The 19,339-nt window shown below is 62.9% G+C and carries 20 protein-coding genes; 9 read left to right on the top strand and 11 right to left on the bottom strand.

Translation table 11 applies throughout. The annotated features are described in order from the left end of the window. Both U3648_RS12600 and U3648_RS12605 read left to right on the top strand, forming a co-directional pair. On the top strand, positions 1-361 hold a 361-nt coding region (locus tag U3648_RS12600), incomplete at its 5' end, for a hypothetical protein (RefSeq protein WP_420859585.1). 85 nt (positions 362-446) lie between these two features. After that, positions 447-1,406 carry an acetyl-CoA carboxylase carboxyltransferase subunit alpha gene (locus tag U3648_RS12605; protein ID WP_420859586.1) on the top strand — a complete coding sequence of 320 codons (960 nt, stop codon included), beginning with the start codon at positions 447-449 and terminating at the stop codon, positions 1,404-1,406. A gap of 3 nt (positions 1,407-1,409) precedes the next feature. On the opposite strand, the gene U3648_RS12610 is transcribed toward U3648_RS12605, so the two are convergent. Genes U3648_RS12610 through U3648_RS12625 form a run of 4 tightly spaced genes read right to left on the bottom strand, consistent with a single transcriptional unit; the run spans position 1,410 to position 4,344 of the window. Further along, positions 1,410-2,009, bottom strand: coding sequence for a pyridoxamine 5'-phosphate oxidase family protein (locus tag U3648_RS12610; RefSeq protein WP_420859587.1), 600 nt, complete (start codon positions 2,007-2,009; stop codon positions 1,410-1,412). Between the two features lie 9 nt (positions 2,010-2,018). After that, entirely contained in the window at positions 2,019-2,771 is a 753-nt protein-coding gene (locus U3648_RS12615; RefSeq protein ID WP_420859588.1) for a lysophospholipid acyltransferase family protein, read from the bottom strand. After that, positions 2,768-3,673 (bottom strand): cell division protein FtsX, encoded by a 906-nt coding sequence (locus U3648_RS12620; RefSeq protein ID WP_420859589.1) that lies wholly within the window; start codon positions 3,671-3,673, stop codon positions 2,768-2,770. The genes U3648_RS12615 and U3648_RS12620 overlap by 4 nt, the downstream gene beginning before the upstream one ends. Further along, on the bottom strand, positions 3,670-4,344 hold the full coding sequence (locus U3648_RS12625; RefSeq protein WP_420859768.1) for a cell division ATP-binding protein FtsE: 675 nt from the start codon (positions 4,342-4,344) through the stop codon (positions 3,670-3,672). Before U3648_RS12625 ends, U3648_RS12620 begins: the two co-directional genes overlap by 4 nt. A gap of 171 nt (positions 4,345-4,515) precedes the next feature. Between U3648_RS12625 and U3648_RS12630 the strand changes: the two genes are divergently transcribed. Next, positions 4,516-5,388 (top strand): zinc-ribbon domain-containing protein, encoded by an 873-nt coding sequence (locus U3648_RS12630; protein WP_420859590.1) that lies wholly within the window; start codon positions 4,516-4,518, stop codon positions 5,386-5,388. Positions 5,389-5,493: 105 nt separating this feature from the next. Here U3648_RS12630 and U3648_RS12635 read toward each other — a convergent pair whose 3' ends face one another. The 4 genes from U3648_RS12635 to argH all read right to left on the bottom strand — a co-directional run bounded on the left by U3648_RS12635 (position 5,494) and on the right by argH (position 11,386). Continuing rightward, positions 5,494-8,091: a TIGR02302 family protein gene (locus tag U3648_RS12635; RefSeq protein ID WP_420859769.1), complete on the bottom strand. Its 2,598-nt coding sequence runs from the start codon at positions 8,089-8,091 to the stop codon at positions 5,494-5,496. A 62-nt stretch (positions 8,092-8,153) separates the two neighbouring features. After that, positions 8,154-9,419: a diaminopimelate decarboxylase gene (lysA, locus tag U3648_RS12640; RefSeq protein WP_420859591.1), complete on the bottom strand. Its 1,266-nt coding sequence runs from the start codon at positions 9,417-9,419 to the stop codon at positions 8,154-8,156. A gap of 178 nt (positions 9,420-9,597) precedes the next feature. After that, entirely contained in the window at positions 9,598-9,903 is a 306-nt protein-coding gene (locus tag U3648_RS12645) for a DUF2834 domain-containing protein (protein WP_420859592.1), read from the bottom strand. A gap of 94 nt (positions 9,904-9,997) precedes the next feature. After that, positions 9,998-11,386, bottom strand: a complete 1,389-nt coding sequence (gene argH, locus U3648_RS12650) for an argininosuccinate lyase (protein WP_420859593.1) — start codon at positions 11,384-11,386, stop codon at positions 9,998-10,000. A 13-nt stretch (positions 11,387-11,399) separates the two neighbouring features. On the opposite strand from argH, the gene U3648_RS12655 reads away from it, so the two are divergent. The 4 genes from U3648_RS12655 (at position 11,400) to U3648_RS12670 (ending at position 15,231) form a co-directional block, all read left to right on the top strand. Then, the gene (locus U3648_RS12655; protein WP_420859594.1) at positions 11,400-11,957 is read left to right on the top strand and encodes a TlpA family protein disulfide reductase; all 558 of its coding nucleotides are present in this window, start codon (positions 11,400-11,402) and stop codon (positions 11,955-11,957) included. A gap of 72 nt (positions 11,958-12,029) precedes the next feature. After that, entirely contained in the window at positions 12,030-13,409 is a 1,380-nt protein-coding gene (locus tag U3648_RS12660; protein WP_420859595.1) for a leucyl aminopeptidase family protein, read from the top strand. Continuing rightward, positions 13,406-14,230: a C40 family peptidase gene (locus U3648_RS12665; protein WP_420859596.1), complete on the top strand. Its 825-nt coding sequence runs from the start codon at positions 13,406-13,408 to the stop codon at positions 14,228-14,230. The genes U3648_RS12660 and U3648_RS12665 overlap by 4 nt, the downstream gene beginning before the upstream one ends. Before the next feature lie 254 nt (positions 14,231-14,484). Next, the gene (locus U3648_RS12670; protein ID WP_420859597.1) at positions 14,485-15,231 is read left to right on the top strand and encodes an alpha/beta fold hydrolase; all 747 of its coding nucleotides are present in this window, start codon (positions 14,485-14,487) and stop codon (positions 15,229-15,231) included. 146 nt (positions 15,232-15,377) lie between these two features. Here U3648_RS12670 and U3648_RS12675 read toward each other — a convergent pair whose 3' ends face one another. Together U3648_RS12675 and U3648_RS12680 are read right to left on the bottom strand one after the other, a co-directional pair. Next, positions 15,378-15,713 (bottom strand): DUF2794 domain-containing protein, encoded by a 336-nt coding sequence (locus tag U3648_RS12675; RefSeq protein ID WP_420859598.1) that lies wholly within the window; start codon positions 15,711-15,713, stop codon positions 15,378-15,380. A 243-nt stretch (positions 15,714-15,956) separates the two neighbouring features. Beyond that, on the bottom strand, positions 15,957-16,235 hold the full coding sequence (locus U3648_RS12680; protein ID WP_420859599.1) for an I78 family peptidase inhibitor: 279 nt from the start codon (positions 16,233-16,235) through the stop codon (positions 15,957-15,959). 111 nt (positions 16,236-16,346) lie between these two features. Between U3648_RS12680 and U3648_RS12685 the strand changes: the two genes are divergently transcribed. Beyond that, positions 16,347-17,483, top strand: a complete 1,137-nt coding sequence (locus U3648_RS12685; RefSeq protein ID WP_420859600.1) for an S-(hydroxymethyl)glutathione dehydrogenase/class III alcohol dehydrogenase — start codon at positions 16,347-16,349, stop codon at positions 17,481-17,483. 79 nt (positions 17,484-17,562) lie between these two features. On the opposite strand, the gene U3648_RS12690 is transcribed toward U3648_RS12685, so the two are convergent. Further along, positions 17,563-18,183, bottom strand: coding sequence for a TetR/AcrR family transcriptional regulator (locus U3648_RS12690; RefSeq protein WP_420859601.1), 621 nt, complete (start codon positions 18,181-18,183; stop codon positions 17,563-17,565). A 122-nt stretch (positions 18,184-18,305) separates the two neighbouring features. On the opposite strand from U3648_RS12690, the gene mbfA reads away from it, so the two are divergent. After that, positions 18,306-19,283 (top strand): iron exporter MbfA, encoded by a 978-nt coding sequence (mbfA, locus tag U3648_RS12695; protein ID WP_420859602.1) that lies wholly within the window; start codon positions 18,306-18,308, stop codon positions 19,281-19,283. Positions 19,284-19,339 lie beyond the last annotated feature (56 nt).

Genomic DNA, 19,339 nt, shown 5'->3' on the forward strand with positions numbered 1-19,339 from the left:
AAAGCATCGTTCCGATGGACCAGAGGCCCACGATGCACTAACAATCAAACCGGACCACCCGATGGGGGCACGCCAGTCCGGCTTCAAACGCTGTCCGGCAATCCGTGGCGTCATGCCCAATGTCCGAATCCAGAAGCGGCGTATTGGTCATACCGGGGCCTTCAAACCGGGGATCGTCACATTCCCCATCGTTGGACCATCGGCTGGCATCATCGCCGAAATCAATGGATTGAGCCTGTGCGCCAGTGGCTGCGAACCCGGCCAGAGCCCCACAAAAAACCAATGTGTGAATACGCATTTGAAATACTCCTTCTCTCTCTTGACCACCCTGCCCCAAGGTCCGGCGGCTGGCAACGGGTGAAACCCGCCGGGCTTTCCCCCGCTTGTCGAGTTGCATTGCGCCCCCGCTCACCCTTATATCGGCTGAAACCGTTCGGAGACCTGCGATGAATTACCTCGAGTTCGAAAAACCCCTCGCCGAGATCGAAGGCAAGGCCGAGGAACTGCGGGCAATGGCCCGGTCGAACCCTGAGATGGATGTCGAGAAAGAAGCCGCTGCGCTGGACAAGAAGGCGAGCGATCTTCTCAAGGATCTCTATCGCACCCTGACGCCCTGGCGGAAATGTCAGGTGGCGCGGCACCCCGACCGTCCTCATTGCAAGGACTATATCGAGGCGCTGTTCACCGAATACACACCGTTGGCCGGCGACCGGAACTTTGCCGATGACCATGCCGTGATGGGCGGCCTCGCCCGGTTCGACGGCAAGCCGGTGATGGTGATCGGCCATGAAAAGGGCAACGACACCAAAAGCCGGATCGAACGGAATTTCGGCATGGCCCGGCCTGAAGGCTATCGCAAGGCGATCCGGCTGATGGAACTGGCCGACCGGTTCGGCGTGCCGATCATCACGCTGGTCGACACCCCCGGTGCCTATCCCGGCAAGGGCGCGGAAGAGCGCGGCCAGTCCGAGGCCATTGCGCGGTCCACCGAAACCTGTCTGAATGTGAAGGTTCCGCTGATCAGTGTCGTGATCGGCGAAGGCGGATCGGGCGGGGCCGTGGCCTTTGCCACCGCGAACCGTCTCGCGATGCTGGAACATTCCATCTATTCCGTGATCTCGCCCGAAGGCTGCGCCTCGATCCTGTGGAAAGACGCCGAGAAGATGCGCGAGGCTGCCGAGGCGCTGCGCCTGACCGCTCAGGATCTGAACGAGCTGGATATCTGCGACAAGATCATCGCCGAACCGCTGGGGGGCGCGCATCGGGACAAGGATGCGGCGATCAAATCCGTGGGCGGCGCGATCCGCGATCTGCTCAAGGACCTGTCGAAGATGAAGGGCAAGGAACTGCGCGACGACCGGCGCAAGAAATACCTTGGGCTGGGGTCCAAGGGGCTGGCCGCCTAGCCCCTACCACATCTTCGTCTTGGCATAGTCCGGATAGGCGCTGTCGTAGCCGTCCGCGTCGAAACTCGCCTCCATTTCCTTCAGGAACTGGCCCGCGGTCGGCAGCCCGTCGGTATCGTCCCGCGTCCAAATACCCGACCGCATGACCGCCTTGGCACATTGGAAATAGGTTTCCGCGACGGTCACGACAATGACCGTTTTCGGATGCATTCCCTTCCGTTCGAAGGTTCCGGTGATCGCCGGATCATCGGCAATCACGGCGGTGCCGTTGACCCGGACCACATTCGTCGACCCGGGGACCATGAACATCAGGCTTACACGGCCGTCAGTCACTATGTTTTTCAGCGAATCCAGCCGGTTGTTTCCCTGCCAATCCGGCAGGTGCATCGTGCTGTCATCCGCGATCCGCACGACGGGGCCATCGTCGCCGCGCGGGCTGCCGTCGGTTCCCTCCGGTCCGACCGTTGTCAGAACGACAAAGCGCGACGCGTCTATCCACTTGCGGTATAGGGGCGTCAGCCGGGTCGCTACCTTGGTCAGGGATAGCTGCGAGGGCGCGCCGTATAGGGTTTCCAGCGCGTCCAAAGTGTCGATGATCTTCATACTCGCGTCCTAGCTTTTGCTGTCGGGGGTCGGCAGCTCCGTAAACCCTGCTTCGGCCATCAACTCGTTCGAGCGGGTTTCGACGGCCTGTTCCAGTTCTGCCATGAACTCATCCAACGGCTTGCCCGCCTTGATCCGGGGCATGAATTCGACCACCGCCTTGCCCGGTTTGCGGTAGATGCCGCGCTTGGGCCAGAAGACGCCCACATTGCAGGCCACGGGCACGCAGTCCTGTCCCAACTCACGATAAAGAACACCTGACCCGACCTTGTATGGCGCCTTGATCCCGGGATTGATCCGCGTGCCCTGCGGGTAGATCACCAATTGCCCCGGCTCTGCCTTGCCGGACTGAACGTCGGCCAGCATTTTCTTGATCGCTTCGGCCCGCTTGCCCCGGTTGACCGGAATACATCCGATCCGTTTGGCGTATTGGCCGAGGATCGGTGCATAGAGCAGTTCACGCTTCATGATGAACTTGGATTTCGGCAGGGCCGAATAGATCAGGATGATATCAAAGAACGACTGGTGCTTGGCCGCGACCAGAACCTCGTCCGTGGGTGGGGTGCCACGCACCTCGTTCTTTAGCCCGATCAACCAGGCGGCCAGCCATTTGACAAAGGCACACCATGCGTGGGCGGCGGCGCTCGCCCCCCGGCTGCTGACCAGTGCCCAGGGCAGAAAGGCAATCGCGTAGACGACCATCGCCACGTAGATCAGGACGATGAACAACAGGGACCGAAGCCACTGGAAGGCATATCTCATGACTGTTCCCTCAGGTTACGCAGGGCCGCGGCCCATGTTGCAAGAAATGCCACCATGGCCGCAAGCGGCGGGACGATCAGAAGCCATAGCCATTCACCGCCCTGAAATCCAAGCCCGGTCAGGAACCCGCCGGCGACATCCGTGCTGGGCAAGAACAGGATGCCGATGCCACCCAGAACCACCCCGACAAAGGCCCCGTTGAACGCCCGGATCGTAAACCGCCGCACGAAGGCCGACGCGATGTATTCGTCGGTTGCCCCCACCAGCCGCATCACCCGGATCACCTGCGCATTGGCCGATAGGGCCGCTTGGGCGGCAAGGGTGATCATCGCGCCCGTGGACGCCGCGATCAACACGATGGACACCCAACCCAGAAACCGCAGCCGGTTGGCCGCTTCGACCAGCGGTTCGCGCCAGCGGGTATGATCGTCCAGAACCGCGCCGGGCACCTCGGCCTGAAGCCGGGCGCGCAGGCCGGTCGGGTCATAGCCATCCCCCTCTTCGATGATCTCGATTAGGCGTGGGATGGGCAGGGTTTCGACAGGCAGGTCGGGGCCGAACCACGGCTCTAGCAGGGTGCGCTGTTCTTCGTCGGTGAGGGGCCGGGCTTCGGCCACGCCCGGCGTGGTTTCCAATACCCGGATCGCCGCAGCGGTCTGTGCCGCCATCTGGTCTTCGGGGGCGGAAATCCGCAGGGTCGAGGTGCGGGCCAGTTCCGCCGCCCATCTGTCTGCCAGCCGGTCCGTCGCGGTGGACAGGGCCAGCGCGAAAACCGCCAGAAAGGCCATGGCGGCGGCGGTGAAAAGCGTCAGCCATGCGGTAAAACCGGTGGGCGGCACCGAGCGGTCGGCCTGTTTGTCGCCGGTGAGCAACGACAGAGAATGGCGAAGTTGCAGGCTCACAGGTCCACCCCCGCCGCCTGCAACCGCCGATCCTTGAGCCGTAGAATGCGGGCCGAAACCTGCGATTTTGCCGCGCGGATCAGGTTCAGATCATGGGTCGCGACAAAGACCGACTTGCCCATCTTGTTCAGTTCGACCAGCAGGCGCAGCAGGCGTTGCGACATTTCCCAGTCGATGTTGCCGGTCGGTTCATCAGCGATAATCACATCCGGTGACATGATGACCGCGCGGGCCAGCGCAGCACGCTGCCGTTCCCCGCCCGATAACTCTGGCGGCCGTTGCGCCGCCTGTTGCGAAAGGCCGACCCATGCCAGAAGGTCCGACAGGTTCTGCCCCGCTTCCCCCGCCCGGCCAGCAACCGCCAAGGGAAGGGCCACGTTTTCCGCGACCGACAGGTGATCAAGGAACTGGCAATCCTGGTGGACCACACCAATCCGCCGCCGCACCATCGCCACCTGATCGCGGCTCAGGGTCCGGCTGTCCTGCCCGAAAATCCGCGCCTGACCGGCGGTCGCGGTCAATTCGCCATAGCAAAGCTTCAGAAGGGTCGTCTTCCCGGCACCCGACGGGCCGGTCAGGAAATGGAAGGACCCGGGCGCCATTGTCAGCGACAGATCGGAAAAAAGCTCGCCCCCGCCATAGGAATAGGCCACCTTGTCGAGCTCGATCACCATAAGTCCCCCGTTCACCGCACCTGTGTTCTGCCGAAAACAGACGGGGTTTTCAATCGGCCCTTTTACCCGCTTGGGATTGTATTTCCTTTCCGATTGCCTTTCTCATTGTTAGAAAAGCGGAAACAGTGGCCCAAAACCGGGCCCATAGGGGCAGGAAGGACAGGAGCGATGCGTCTCATTTGCCCGAATTGCGGGGCACAGTATGAGGTTCCGGATGATGTCATCCCGGCTGCCGGCCGCGATGTGCAATGTTCGAACTGTAGCCACACGTGGTTCGAACGCCCGGGCATGTCCGAGGCGGAAGAAGACGGATTGACCCCGCCCCCGCCGCCTGTGGGCGAAGACCCGGTCGAACCGCAGCCCGCCCCCCCGGCAATGGATCATGACGACGACCCGGCGGCGGAGATGGGACAAGGCGAAGAGGAACCCGAGCCGGAGGACGCGCCAGAACCGGAGCCGGAACCGGAAGTGTCCGAGCCTGATCCGGCCCCTGAGCCGGAACCCCAGCGCCGTGAACTGGACCCGGCAATTGCGGACATTCTGCGCCAAGAGGCCGCTCGTGAACGGGCGCAACGAGACGGATCGGCAAGCGATGGGCTGCAAAGCCAACCCGATCTGGGACTCGATGCACCGCTGGCCCCGGAAGACCAGCGCGCGGAAGAGGCGCGCCGCCGCATGGCCCGGCTCAAGGGCGAACGCGCCCCGGCCCCGGCGGTAGCCGGCGCAGGCGCCCGGTCCGACCTCCTGCCCGATATCGAGGAAATCAACTCGACCCTCAGGTCGTCGGCGGAACGCGGCGAAAGCGACCCGGTCGAGGATGCAGCCATCAGCCAGAACCGGCGTAGCGGGTTCCGGCGCGGGTTCATGACGGTGATCCTTCTGGCAGTGCTGGCGGCAGTGATCTACATCTATGCCCCCCGGATCGGCGCGGCTGTCCCACAGCTTGAGCCGTTCCTGACATCCTATGTGAACTGGGTGGATAGCCTTCGGCTTTGGGTTGACCTGAAGATGCAAGACTTCATCGCTGGCGACGCGACCTAAGGCCAAGAGCATCTGGCGAAAGACCTGAAGCGGAAAGCATCACCTAACGCATTGAAATCCAAGGATTCAGGCAACGTTAGGTGATTCAGTTCTTCGCATGACGCTTTAGAACCGCTCCAGCAGGCGCTTGAGGTAATCCAGCTCCAACTGGGGCCGGTCCTGTTCGGACGACCGGCGGCGCAGTTCCTGCAAAAGCTCTTCTGCCCGCCGCTGAAGTTCCTGGCCCTGCAGCATGTTTTCCTCGGTGCCGAACTGACCGTTGTTGCCCAACTGCCGACCCAGCGGGTCGCGGCGAGACGGTTCCAGTCGACCCTGAGCATTGCCGTCCTGTTGCCCCTGCCCCGGTTCTTCCTCGCGACGGTTTTGGGCCAACGCGTCGCCAAGGTTGCGCAGCCCGTCGCGCAGGGCGTCCATCGCCTCGGCCTGCCGGTCAATCGCCTCGGCCAGATCGCCTTCTCGCAGGGCATCCTCTGCCCCATCCATTGCGTCTTCGGCGCGTTCAAGGGCACGACGGGCGGCCTCTGCCGAATCCCCGTCCAGACTGGGCAAGTTTCCAAGCTGGCGTTCCAATTCTTCGCGCAGGGCCTCTTGCCGATCTGCAAGGGACTGCTGGTCGCCCTCGCCGCCCTGCCCTTGATCGTTTTGTTGGCCCTGCTGGCTGTCCTGACCAAAGCCCTGGCCCTCGCCGCTTTCGCCATCGCGGGGCTGCTGACCAGGGCGCTGGCCCTGCTGGCCGGGGTCCTGGCCGGGGTCCTGCGGCTGGTCCTGCCGCCCCTGCCCCTGGTTGAATCCTTCTTGCAGATCGCGGAACGCATCGTCGGACAGGTCCTGCTGATCGCGCAGAGTATCCGACAGGTCCTGCATCGACTGCTCGCCGGGCATCGGTTCGCCGCCACCGTCGCCCTGCGTGACCTGCAGGTTCTCCATCAACTCATTAAGCTGTTCCATCAGTTCCTGAGCTTCGGCCATGCGGCCCTCTTCCATCAGTTCCTGAATGCGATCCATCAGGGCCTGAAGTTCGTCCATGGTAAATTCCATGGTATCCCCGTCCGCTCGGTCAGGCTGATCCGTGCCATCGCCATCCTGCGGCTGCGACTGTTCGGCCAGCATCCGCATATAGTCGTTGGTCGCGTCGCGCAGCTCCTGCATCAGCTCTTCGATTTCCTCGGGCGTCGCGCCATTGCGCATCGCCTCGGCCAGGCGTTCCTGTGCTCGGCGCAAACGCTCGCGGGCATCGGCAAGGGTGCCCTCCTCAAGTTGCACCGCAAGATCCCAAAGCGCCTGCGCGATCTCGCCCTGCTGTTCAACCGTAAGACCCTCGTCAACCATCGGGGCAAGGCGGCGCAGGGTGAAGGACAGACGCAGGTAAGATGTATCGTCGTCGAACAGCTCCTCCGGGCGATAGGCCACGGCCCGCAAGATTTGCAGGACCCGGCGCCCATTGTCCCGGGACCACAGCAGATCGCGCCGCTGTTCAATGACCGCGCGGGCAACCGGCTGAAAGAACCTGCGGCCCGGAAGGATGATCGGTTCCGGATCACTGCGGCCCACCTGCCCCCGTGCGTCCTGCACCTCAAGCGTCAGCGTGACCGGAAGGTTGGCAAAGGGATGTTCGGACAGGTTTTCCGTCAGCATCTCCTCGAAATCCCGGCGGTCCCCGGTAAAGGGCATCGGCAGATCAAGAACGAGCGGCTCCCGCGCCTCGGGCGGGATTGCCAGCCCATGGCGGCGGTCCACCCGCCCAAGGTCCAGCGCGATCGTGGCTGTGCCCGAAAGGATCCCATAGTCGTCCAGCGCCAAGAATGGTTGGGACATTTCACCGTCGGCCTCCGCCCCGACCGGGCCGGTCAGTTCTACGGTGGGCGGTGTGTCCGGGATAACCGAAACCTGCCATTCAGCCCCACCCTCGCCATTGATCGACAGGGTGCCGTCCTGCATCACGAAAAACACCTGCGACGGGTCACTTGCCGGCGGCAAGTCGTCGCCGCTGCGGGCCGAAACCGTCTCGGCCAGGGTCAGGGCGCCGATCTCACCATAGAAGCGCAGGGTTATCTCGCTCCCCTCTGGCACGCGCAGGGGACCCTGCGGGATATCCGCAAGATACAGCGTCGGTTTGCCGGTATAGGCCGGGGGGGCGATCCAGCCTTCCCATGTCGGGCCGGTCACCAGCGATTGACCCGCCCCCGGCGCCATCTGGGTCACTGATTGCACCCGCCAGACCGACCCGAACATCAGAGCCACGACGAAGAAAAGAAGGGCAACATAGCGCAGGCCAAACGGATCGACCTTTGACAATCGCAGGTCCGGGTCCGCCATCCGGGCGGCGCGGGTTCGGTCCTGCATCCGGGCGACATGGGCACGCCAGACGGCTTCGGAGGCGGCATCGCCCGCGCCGATCACCTGCCTGTCCGTAAGGCTTGCAATCGGACGTCCCGGCAGGGCGGCGTCGACACGCGCAACGGCTTCGGCCCGGTCGGGCCAACGAAAACCGCGCACACCACGGACAAGTGAGACCACCGCCGCCAGCAGGCACAAAACGCCAAAGCCCCAGACCAGTTCAACCGGCAGCGCATCCTGCCAGCCCAAAAGCAAAGGCGCGACGGCCACGAAAAGAACCGTCCACAACGGCCAGAACGCGCGCACCACCTGTTCGGCCAACAACCCGGCGTGGGTCGCGGCAACAGGCAGGCGCAGGTGGCGCAGGTCTCGGCTCGGGTCGGTCAGCAGGCCTCTCCGTTTTACGGTTCAGGCCGACCCTAACCGGGTCAAAGCCATTCGGGAATGGTATCGCGGCCGATCATTTCGTCAAAGGTGGGTCGTGGGCGGATAACTGCGAATTGATCGCCCTGAACCAAAACCTCGGGCACCAGAAGGCGGGAATTGTATTCGCTCGACATGACCGCACCATAGGCCCCGGCGGACCGGAAGGCGATCAGATCCCCCTCGGCCAGTTCGGTCAGGGTGCGGCCCTTGGCAAAGGTGTCACCACTTTCGCAGATCGGGCCAACGATATCATAGGTCGCAGGCTCCGCCCCCGGCGCAGCCTCAACCACCGGGACAATGTCGTGGTGGGCATCATACATGGCCGGGCGGATCAGGTCGTTCATGGCCCCGTCGATAATCAGGAACTGGCGGTCCTCGCCCTGCTTCACATAGATCACCCTGGACACCAGAAGGCCCGCGTTCCCCGCGATCAACCGGCCCGGCTCGATCTCGATCTCGCAGCCCAGATGGCCCACGGTTTCCTTGATCAGCGCACCGTATTCCACCGGCAAGGGCGGTGCGGTGTTCGACCGCTCATAGGGAATGCCAAGACCGCCGCCCAGATCAAGCCGGTCAATCTGGTGGCCATCGGCCCGCAACGCCTCGGTCAGTTCCGCCACCTTCTGATAGGCAAGGCGGTAGGGCTCCAGCTGGGTCAGCTGACTGCCGATATGCACGTCGATCCCGATCACCTTCAGCCCCGGCAGGGATGCCGCATGAGCATAGACCTCGCGAGCGCGGGAAATCGGAATGCCGAACTTGTTCTCGGATTTGCCCGTGGCGATCTTGGCGTGGGTCTTGGCGTCCACATCCGGATTCACCCGAACGGTGATCGGGGCCACGGTGCCCAGCGACAGGGCGACCTCGTTCAGCGCCTCCATCTCGGGTTCCGATTCGACGTTGAACTGGCGAATGCCACCTTCCAACGCCACGCGCATCTCTTCGCGGGTCTTGCCGACGCCGGAAAACACGATCCGGTCACCCGGTACGCCCGCCGCCTTCGCGCGCAGGTATTCACCGACGGACACCACGTCCATTCCGGCCCCAGCCTTGGCGAGAAGGGTCAGAACCGCTTGATTCGACAAGGCCTTCATCGCGTAGCAAACCATATGCGGCATGCCGTGCAGCGCTTCATCGAACAGGCGGAAGTGGCGCAACAGCGTGGCCGAGGAATAGACATAGAACGGGGTGCCAACGGCGGCGGCGATCTCCGCCACCGGCACATCTTCGGCATGCAACTGCCCGTCACGATACAGGAAATGATCCATCGCCAACTCCGAAACGCTGTTTCGCGCGTCATAGCAGGTCAGGACCAAAGCCCAACCCCTCATTTTGCCCCAAATACTCCCGCCGGAGGCTTCCGGAGCCCTCATCCCCCACTGCCAGTCGATCGCCGGGCGACAACGGGCCGATTTCAGAATGGGAGTGCGGCGGCAGCCGCGCCGCTTAATTGCGGAAGGTGCGCAGGAATAGGAACAGCGGCAGTCCGCAACTGACCCCGATGCCGAAGGTCGCCGGAATTGCCAGAAGTTCGACCCAGCGGCGGGCGCGGATCGCCTCGACCAGCACCCAGATCGTCAGGGTCACTGCCGCGATGGTCAGGTCCCAGACAAGGCCAGAGGACGCCGCGTTCGCATGCCATGCATCCACCATCCCCATCAGGTCCACGCCGTTTGCGCGGAACCACGCGACGAACCAGCTCATTGGGTGGATCGTTCCCCAGACGGCCAGCGCCAGCCACAGCCACCTCACCGCGCCGACTCCGCGACCGGCGGGATCGGCGGCCCATCGGCCCCGCAGGCGGTCAGGCCGAGACCGATCATCAGGGCCGCGATCAGGCGCAGTTTCATCCAAGGATCTCCTTCCAGCGGGCAATCTGTTCACGCACCTTGGCCGGGGCGGTGCCGCCGTGGCTCATCCGGCTCGCGACAGAGTTCTCTACCGTCAATACGTCGAACACGTCCTGCCGGATCTCATTGTGAACCGTTTGCATGTCGGCCAGGGACAGGTCGGGCAGGTCACAGCCCTTCTGTTCGGCCATCGCGACCAGCGCCCCAGTCACATGGTGCGCCTCGCGGAACGGCAGGTTCAGCTCGCGCACCAGCCAGTCGGCAAGGTCGGTCGCCGTGGAAAACCCGCTGGCGGCCGAAGCACGCAGATTGTCCTTCTGCGGCATCATGGTTTCGACCATGCCGGTCATCGCCGCCAGCGCCAGCATCAGGTTGTCGGCGGCGTCAAAGACCTGTTCCTTGTCTTCCTGCATATCCTTCGAATAGGTCAGCGGCAGCCCCTTCATCACCGTCATCAGCGCGACGTTGGCGCCCATGATCCGGGCAACCTTGGCACGGATGAGTTCGGCGGCATCGGGGTTTTTCTTCTGCGGCATGATCGACGATCCGGTCGACCATTGGTCCGACATCGCGACAAAGCGGAACTGGGCCGAGGACCAGATCACCAGCTCTTCGGCGAAGCGGGACAGGTGCATCGCACAGATCGACGCGGCAGACAGGAATTCCAGCGCGAAATCGCGATCCGCAACGCTGTCCAGGCTGTTGTTCGTCGGCCCGTCAAAGCCCAGCGCGGCGGCAGTCGCATGCCGGTCGATCGGGAAAGAGGTCCCCGCCAGCGCGGCCGCCCCGAGGGGCGACAGGTTCATCCGGGCGCGGGCATCGGCAAAGCGCGACCGGTCCCGCGACAGCATTTCCACATAGGCCAGCATATGATGGCCCCATGTCACCGGCTGCGCGGTCTGAAGGTGCGTAAACCCGGGCATGACCCAATCGGCGCCGGCCTCGGCCTGACCCACCAGCGCCTGCATCAATGCCGCGATGGCCCCATCTGCGGCATCGCACTGGTCCCGCACCCAGAGGCGGAAATCCACGGCGACCTGATCGTTCCGGCTGCGCGCGGTGTGCAACCGCCCGGCGGGTTCCCCGATCAACTCTTTCAGCCGGGCCTCGACATTCATGTGGATGTCTTCCAGCGCGGTCGAAAACTGGAACGTTCCACCCTCGATTTCTGACAAAACCGTGAGCAGCCCTTCCCGGATCGCGTCTGCATCCTTATCCGTAATGATGCCCTGCGCCGCCAACATCGCGGCATGGGCCCTTGACCCTTCGATGTCCTGTCGGGCAAGTCGCTGGTCGTAACCAATCGAGGCGTTGATCGCCTCCATGATCGCGTCCGGCCCGGCGGCGAAACGCCCGCCCCACATCTGGTTCGAGGTCTTGGTCATGTCAGGAGGTCCCATGCGGATAGTAAAGTCAGCGGTTCTTTATACGGCGCTTGCCCTTGTTGCAAACGGCGCGATTGCCGATCCGGCGGCCCTGCGCGAAGGCGACATGATGAAGCTGATGTTCCATTCTTCGCCGATGGAGGCGTCCGACACCGGCTTTACCCGCGAGGATGGGACCGATGGCAGCCTTGCCGACTATCAGGGCAAGATCGTCCTCGTGAACTTCTGGGCCACATGGTGCGCCCCCTGCCGCGAGGAGATGCCGTCGCTGTCCACCCTGCAAACCGAGCTTGGCGGCGAGGATTTCGAGGTGGTGACCATCGCCACCGGCCCGAACCCCGCCCCCGCCATGACCCGGTTCTTCGATGAAATCGGCGTAGACAACCTGCCCCTGCACACCGACCCCCGGCAGGGCTTTGCCCGGTCGATGGGGGTGATGGGCCTGCCCGTGACGGTCATCCTTGACCGCGACGGGATGGAGATTGCCCGGCTTCAGGGCGACGCCGATTGGTCGAGCGACAGTGCCCGGGCGGTGATTGGCTCATTGATCGGGGACACGCCCGGCCAATAGCCCTCTTGCGGGCAACTGTCCGGGCAGTAGTCTTCTGGCAAAATGCCAGACCGGCCAGCCGCAGGACAGACCATGACCCCGACCTTCGCCACAGACACCGAAACCGCCATCCCGCTGCATGCCGTGGCACCCGAAGGGTTGGACGACCTTCTTGGCCGCCTGCCCGACAGCGCCGCGTCCTGGGCGCGGGCGCAGGGGTTCAAGGCCGGGGCCGGGGCGGCCATCGCCCTGCCCGGCCCGGACGGGGCAATCATCGCAGCCCTCGTCGGGATCGGCGCGCCAGAGTCTCGGGCGCGAGACCGGTTCCAGATCGGCAAGGCGGCTTCGACCCTGCCCGAGGGCACCTATGCTTTGACCGGCGAACTGACCCTCGCGGAACAAGAGGAAGCGGCGCTTGGCTGGCTTCTCGAAAGCTACAGGTTCGACCGCTACAAGGATCAGTCCCCGGCCAAGGCCGCGTTGGTTGCGCCTGACGGGATCGACGCGGGCCGGATTGAAACCATCGCCGCCGGGGAATGCCTGACCCGCGACCTGATCAACACGCCCGCCGCCGACATGGGCCCGCCCGAACTGGAGGCCGCGGCCCGCAGCCTAGCCCAGACCTTCGGGGCAAAGGTCTCTTCGATCGTTGGCGAGGCATTGGTCGAACAAAACTTCCCCCTGATCCACGCCGTCGGACGAGCCGCCGAGAAAGCGCCTCGCCTGATCGACATCCGCTGGGGCAACGAGGGCCCGGCGCTGACTCTGGTCGGCAAGGGGATCTGCTTTGACACTGGCGGGCTGAACATCAAACCCGGATCGTCCATGGGCCTGATGAAAAAGGATATGGGCGGGGCGGCAACCGTTCTGGGCCTTGCCCATATGATCATGGCGCTTGGGCTGAAACTGCGCCTTCGGGTGCTGATCCCATCGGCCGAGAACAACATCGCGGGCAATGCATTCCGGCCCGGCGACATCCTGACCAGCCGCAAGGGGCTGACGGTTGAGGTCAACAATACCGACGCCGAAGGCCGGTTGGTGCTGGCCGATGCGCTGGCCTATGGGGCCGAGGAAGACCCCGATCTGATGGTATCCTTCGCCACGCTGACCGGCGCGGCCCGGGTCGCTGTTGGGCCAGACCTTGCGCCGTTCTATGCGACGGATGACAACCACGCCGCAGCGATTGCGGCAGGCGCAGCACAGGTGGCCGACCCCGTCTGGCGGATGCCGTTCCACGCCCCCTACGAGGCGATGATCGAACCCGGCATTGCCGATCTGGACAACGCGCCCTCGGGCGGGTTTGCCGGGTCGATCACGGCGGCGCTGTTCCTCAAACGCTTCGCCGCGAACCCCTATGTGCACTACGACATCTACGGATGGTGCCCCGCTGCCAAGCCCGGTCGCCCAAAAGGCGGGGTCGGGCAAGGGGCGCGCGCGCTTCTGGCCGCGCTGCCCGATCTGCTGGACCTGTGATGGACCGGCGCCTGACAGTCGCCAACGGGCGGGTCGCGGACATTGCGCTGACTGGGCAGGTCGCGGCGGAGCGGTTCGTTCCCGGAACGCCTGCGTCGGTCACCCGCCCGGTCGTCAACCTGCTTGACGCGCCCGACGGGCGGCGGGAACGGCAACTTCTTCTGGGATGGCAGGTCCATGTGTTCGAAACTCGGGACGGCTGGGCCTATGTCCGGTCCGACCGGGACGGCTATGTTGGCTATCTGCGGGCCGAGGCCCTGGGCGACCCGACGACCCCCACCCACAGTATCGGCACGCCCGCAACCCATGCCTATCGCGACGAGGATATGAAATCCCCCGACCTGCTGCGCCTGTCCTTCGGGGCGGCGGTCGCGGTCCTCGACGAGCGCCAGAGGTTCTTTGAAACCAATGTCGGCTTCATCCCCAAAAAACACCTGCGCCCGCTGGACCGGCCCTTCACTGATCCGGCGACCGTAGCGCAGATGTTCTATGGGGTGCCCTATCTGTGGGGGGGCAATTCCAGCGATGGGATCGACTGTTCCGGGTTGGTGCAGGCGGCGCTGCTGGCCTGCGGCATCCCCTGCCCCGGCGACAGCGACCTGCAAGAGAATAGCGTCGGCACCCCGGTCGCTATCGGCAGCCCGCTTCGGCGCGGCGATCTGCTGTTCTGGAAGGGGCATGTGGCATTGGCGGTCGACGACCAGACCCTAATCCACGCCAACGCGCACCACATGGCAGTGGCCTATGAACCGGCCGAGGCGGCGATCCTGCGGATCAAGGCCCAGGGTGACGGCCCAGTCACGCACCACCGGAGACCATAGGGGAAGGTGGGTCAAGACCCACCTACTGTACCGCGCCGGACCGTAAGTTGGGTTTCAACTCATCATTCGTATCGGTTGAACAATAGTTACTTGTCTACTCAACGGCCCCAACGATTCGATCTTGTCGCTGGGGTCCTTGCGTGAATTTGCGGAACTCCTTTGATTTGAATGAATGTCTGTTTGCGATTTATCGCATGGTCCCAAAGATGTAGTAGCACTAAGAATTCTATTGAATAAGGGATTGCACCTGGCTGATGGAGACAGTGTTTTTTTGCCATGGAATGCCGGGAAGCAAAGCAGATGCCACGCTGCTTCGAAAGGCCAATCCAAAACTGAATATCGTTGCGATTGACCTCTTGGGCTTTGCACCAAGAGACGCCGATTTGGCATTCTCAAAGGCTCTGAACGCTGAAGAGGTTGTCGCCGAAAAAGACAAGATCGTTCTGACCGGGTTTTCCATTGGGGCAATGGCAGCCATCAAGATCGCAGCAGCACATCCGAATATCGTGTCACGGTTGATACTCATTTCACCTGCGGCTCCCTTGTCGTTGGGGGACTTTCTTCCTCAAATGGCTGGTAGAACTGTGTTTGAGTTAGCTTTGGCGCGTCCGATGTTGCTGCGTGCGTTGACAGCCTTCCAAGGTTTGATAGCGCGCTGGTCGCCTGACCGGGTCGTAGGCCTCCTTTTCCGAAATTGTGGTGAGGCAGAGAAAGCCCTCTTGGAAGACCCTGACTTCAAAACCTCCCTGACCCAAGCCCTTATGGAGAGTTTCGTTCGGTGCCCAGACGCCTACCTCGCCTACATCAATGCCTACGTCTCTGATTGGAAAGATTCGCTCGACTTGCTGACTTGCCCTGTCGAACTATGGCATGGAAGCAAAGACACATGGTCGCCGCCCCAAATGTCATTCGCGCTTTGCAATACATTTGGCGAGAAAGCGAAACTAAGATTGATCGAAGGAACGGAGCACTATTCGACCATGGCACAAGTCATCTTGTAGCTCTCACAATGCCGACGACCAAGCAAAGCGTCTGGAAGTATCCGCCAACCTGCGCTCCTCGCCGCCAATCAGTCGCGGACGAGTCAGGGGCCGCTCCGCGTCCCGCAGCGCCCCCACATTGCACCAAGTTTCGGGCAAGCCGATCCTCAGGTCACCGCCCGGATCAGTTTCCGTTCCAGCACCCGCAACACGGTTTTCAAATCATCGCCACGTTTCAGAACCTGCCCCTCGGCCCCGATCACCGCGTATTGCCCCTGCCGCATTCGCAGACGTGGGCGTTTTTCGATCCGGTACATCGGGTTTTCTGCCGTCCGCCGAAACACTGAAAACACCGCCACGTCCCGCAGGCAGGATATCCCGTAGTCCCGCCATTCGCCCGCGGCAACCATCCGCCCGTATAGCCCAAGGACAACGGCAAGCTCGGTCCGGTGGAACGCCACCTGTTCCGGCTGAACGCCCGGGAATGGGGACTGGAACGTCATGGGAACAGAGTTGCGCCATTTTTCCGCCAGATCAAGCCTGCCTTGAGTCTGCCATGAAATGACCCCGAACCTGTCCACTTGATTCCACGACCCCGCCGGATTCGGAAACAATAAAGAAGTCATACAAGAGATGGCCCGGCGGCGCGGCAGTACAGCCCCCACCCAGTTCGCGACGTCGGGTCTCTCTTGGTGAAGTTTCAACGCCCCCTGTGCCCTAACACAGGGGGCGTTTCTTTTGCCCGATCAGCCGCAGAAGATCCGGGCGATCTGTCCCGCCGAGTCGATTTCAAAATTCAGCCGGTCCGGACGATAGTCCATCGTGACCGCATCACCGGGCCGGATGACCCGAACCTGACGCATGATCAGTTGCCGCTCCAGCGCGTTCGATTGTTGCCCGACAAGCGGGGAAAACTCTGCCGCGCCGCAGGTGTCTTCGGCCGGGGGAGGCACGGGGGCAGGGCCCTGCGTGCAGGCGGCCAGAGCGCAGATTCCGATTGCGAATGGGACGCGATGAAGTTTCATCTTTGAATCATCCCCCAATGCCGCCAATTGGACAAGTCCTGCCGCCTTCTGCGGGTTGTCTGTGCGGCCATTTCCCGTAACCTGCCCCCAAATGACAAATGGGAGATAATCATGCGCACCCGTGCCGCCGTGGCCCTTGAGGCCGGAAAACCGCTTCAAATCATGGAAGTGAACCTGGACGGCCCGAAAAAGGGCGAGGTTCTGATCGAGATCAAGGCAACCGGCATTTGCCACACCGACGAATTCACCCTGTCGGGGGCCGACCCCGAAGGCCTGTTCCCCGCAATCCTTGGGCATGAAGGCGCGGGCGTGGTGATCGAGGTCGGCGAGGGTGTCACCACCCTGAAGCCGGGCGATCACGTGATCCCGCTCTACACCCCGGAATGCCGGGAATGCCATGCCTGCCTGTCGGGCAAGACCAACCTGTGCACGGCAATCCGGGGCACGCAGGGTCAGGGCCTGATGCCTGATGGAACCACCCGGTTTTCGATGCTGGATGGGACGCCGATCTATCACTACATGGGCTGTTCGACCTTCGCCAATCACACAGTGATGCCCGAGATTGCGCTGGCCAAGGTGCGCGACGACGCCCCGTTTGAGAAGATCTGCTACATCGGCTGTGGCGTCACCACCGGGATCGGCGCGGTGATCAACACCGCCGGGGTCGAGATCGGCTCCACCGCCGCCGTCTTCGGTCTGGGCGGGATCGGGTTGAACGTGATCCAGGGCCTGCGCATGGCCGGGGCCGACATGATTATCGGGGTCGACCTGAACAACGACAAGGCCGAGATGGCCAAGAAGTTCGGGATGACCCACTTCGTGAACCCGAAAGATTTGCCCGAGGGCCAGTCGGTCACCCAGGCCATCATCGAACTGACCAAGACCGAGAAGGACCAGTTCGGCGGCGTGGATTATTCGTTCGACGCGACCGGCAACGTGCAGGTGATGCGCGACGCGCTGGAATGCTCGCACCGGGGCTGGGGCGTTTCGGTCATCATCGGGGTTGCCCCCGCTGGAGCCGAAATCTCGACCCGTCCGTTCCAGCTGGTCACCGGCCGGGTCTGGAAAGGCACCGCCTTCGGCGGCGCCAAGGGCCGGACCGACGTGCCGAAGATCGTCGACTGGTATATGGACGGAAAGATCGAGATCGACCCGATGATCACCCACACCATGCCGCTGGATGACATCAACACCGCTTTCGACCTGATGCATTCAGGGGAATCGATCCGGTCGGTCGTGATCTACTGATCCTTTCAAGTGTATGAAACAAGGAAGCCCGGACGGAACGCCGGGCTTCTTTCCCTGACAAATGGTGCCTGACCACGGCCTAGCCAGCCCCATACCGCGCCAGAAATGTCGCCACCGCCCCGTCCGCCACCCGCGCCTTTTCGGCCTCGGTCACGCTATCGGTCACCTTGAACAGTACCCGATGGACAAGGTCGGCCTTGCACAACTCGTTCATCTGGTCGGCAGCAAGGTCGAAATCCTCGATCCGCAATTCGCCCCGCGCCACGCCCATTTGCAGCACCGGCACCAGCGTCCGGCGCACCAGCCCCGGCCCGGTTTCCCAGAAGGCCCGTCCAATCTCGGGGAAACGGTCGCTCTCGGCCACGCAGATGCGATAGATGTTCTGCCCGAAGTCCGACAGATACTGGTCGATCATCAGCCGCGCGCCGATGGCCAACAGGTCCGCCATTGGCTGGTTCAGGTCGATCTGTCCCATGGCCAGATCCGCCTGCCGCTTGCATTCGGCGCGGGTCACCTCAATGAACAACTGACGCTTGTCCGGAAAATAACTATAGAGGGTTGCCTTCGACACCCCGGCAGCCCGCGCAATCTCGTCCACCGAGGCCCCTTCGAAACCCGAGGAAAGAAATACCTCGCGGGCGCCCTCAAGCACCTGATCGAACTTGCGTCCGCGTTTGATTTCCGGATTGCCGTCTGCCATGTCACCTCTCATTGTTGGAATATAAACCGGGCGGTTCAGAACCGGCAAGGCATCCTTGGGTCCGTCTCTTGCAATCCAATAGGCAATTGTTAGATTAGAACCGTTCTAAATTGGAGTGTAGCATGATCCCCGGTGTTTCGTCCCGCCGCAACTTCAAGGAATTGTCCGAACAGGAAATCATCGCGCTGGCGATTTCCTCGGAAGAGGATGATGCAAGGATCTACCGAACCTACGCCGAACGGCTGCGGGCCGAATTCCCCGCTTCTGCCGCCATTTTTGACGGCATGGCCGAGGAAGAGGACGAGCACCGCCGCCGCCTGATCGACCTGCACGAGACGCGGTTCGGCCCCACGATCCCGTTGATCCGGCGCGAACATGTCGCCGGGTTCTATGCCCGCCGCCCGGTCTGGCTGGTGGAAAACCTCGGGCTTGACCGGATCCGGCAAGAGGCCGCCGCGATGGAACGGGATGCCCAACGGTTCTACGAGGCCGCCGCGGCGCGGACCAGCGATGCATCGACGCGCAAGCTGTTGGGGGATCTGGCCGCCGCCGAGGCAGGACATGAACAATCGGCCCACGACCTTGCCGACCAGCATCTGGGGCAAGAGGCCCGTGCCGATGAAGATGACGAAGCCCATCGCCAGTTCATCCTGACATGGGTGCAGCCGGGTCTGGCCGGGTTGATGGACGGCTCGGTTTCGACGCTTGCCCCGATTTTCGCCACCGCCTTCGCGACCCAAGACCCGTGGACCACGTTTCTTGTGGGCCTCGCCGCCTCGATCGGGGCGGGGATTTCCATGGGCTTCACCGAAGCGGCCAGTGATGATGGCCAGATTTCCGGTCGGGGTTCGCCGGTGAAACGCGGGTTTGCCTCTGGGATCATGACAACCGTCGGCGGGCTGGGCCACGCCCTGCCCTACCTGATCCCGCATTTCTGGACTGCGACGACCATCGCGATGATCGTCGTCTTTGTCGAACTCTGGGCCATCGTCTGGATTCAGAACCGGTTCATGGACACGCCCTTCATGCGGGCCACCTTTCAGGTCGTGCTGGGTGGTGCGCTGGTCTTTGCCGCCGGGGCATTGATCGGGTCTGGCTAGCGCCGATCGGTGGTTTCCCCCGACCCGGTCCTTGGGTAAAAGGCATAGAACACCCA

It is taken from the genome of Marivivens marinus, assembly GCF_035969385.1.
GTDB lineage: Bacteria > Pseudomonadota > Alphaproteobacteria > Rhodobacterales > Rhodobacteraceae > SELP01.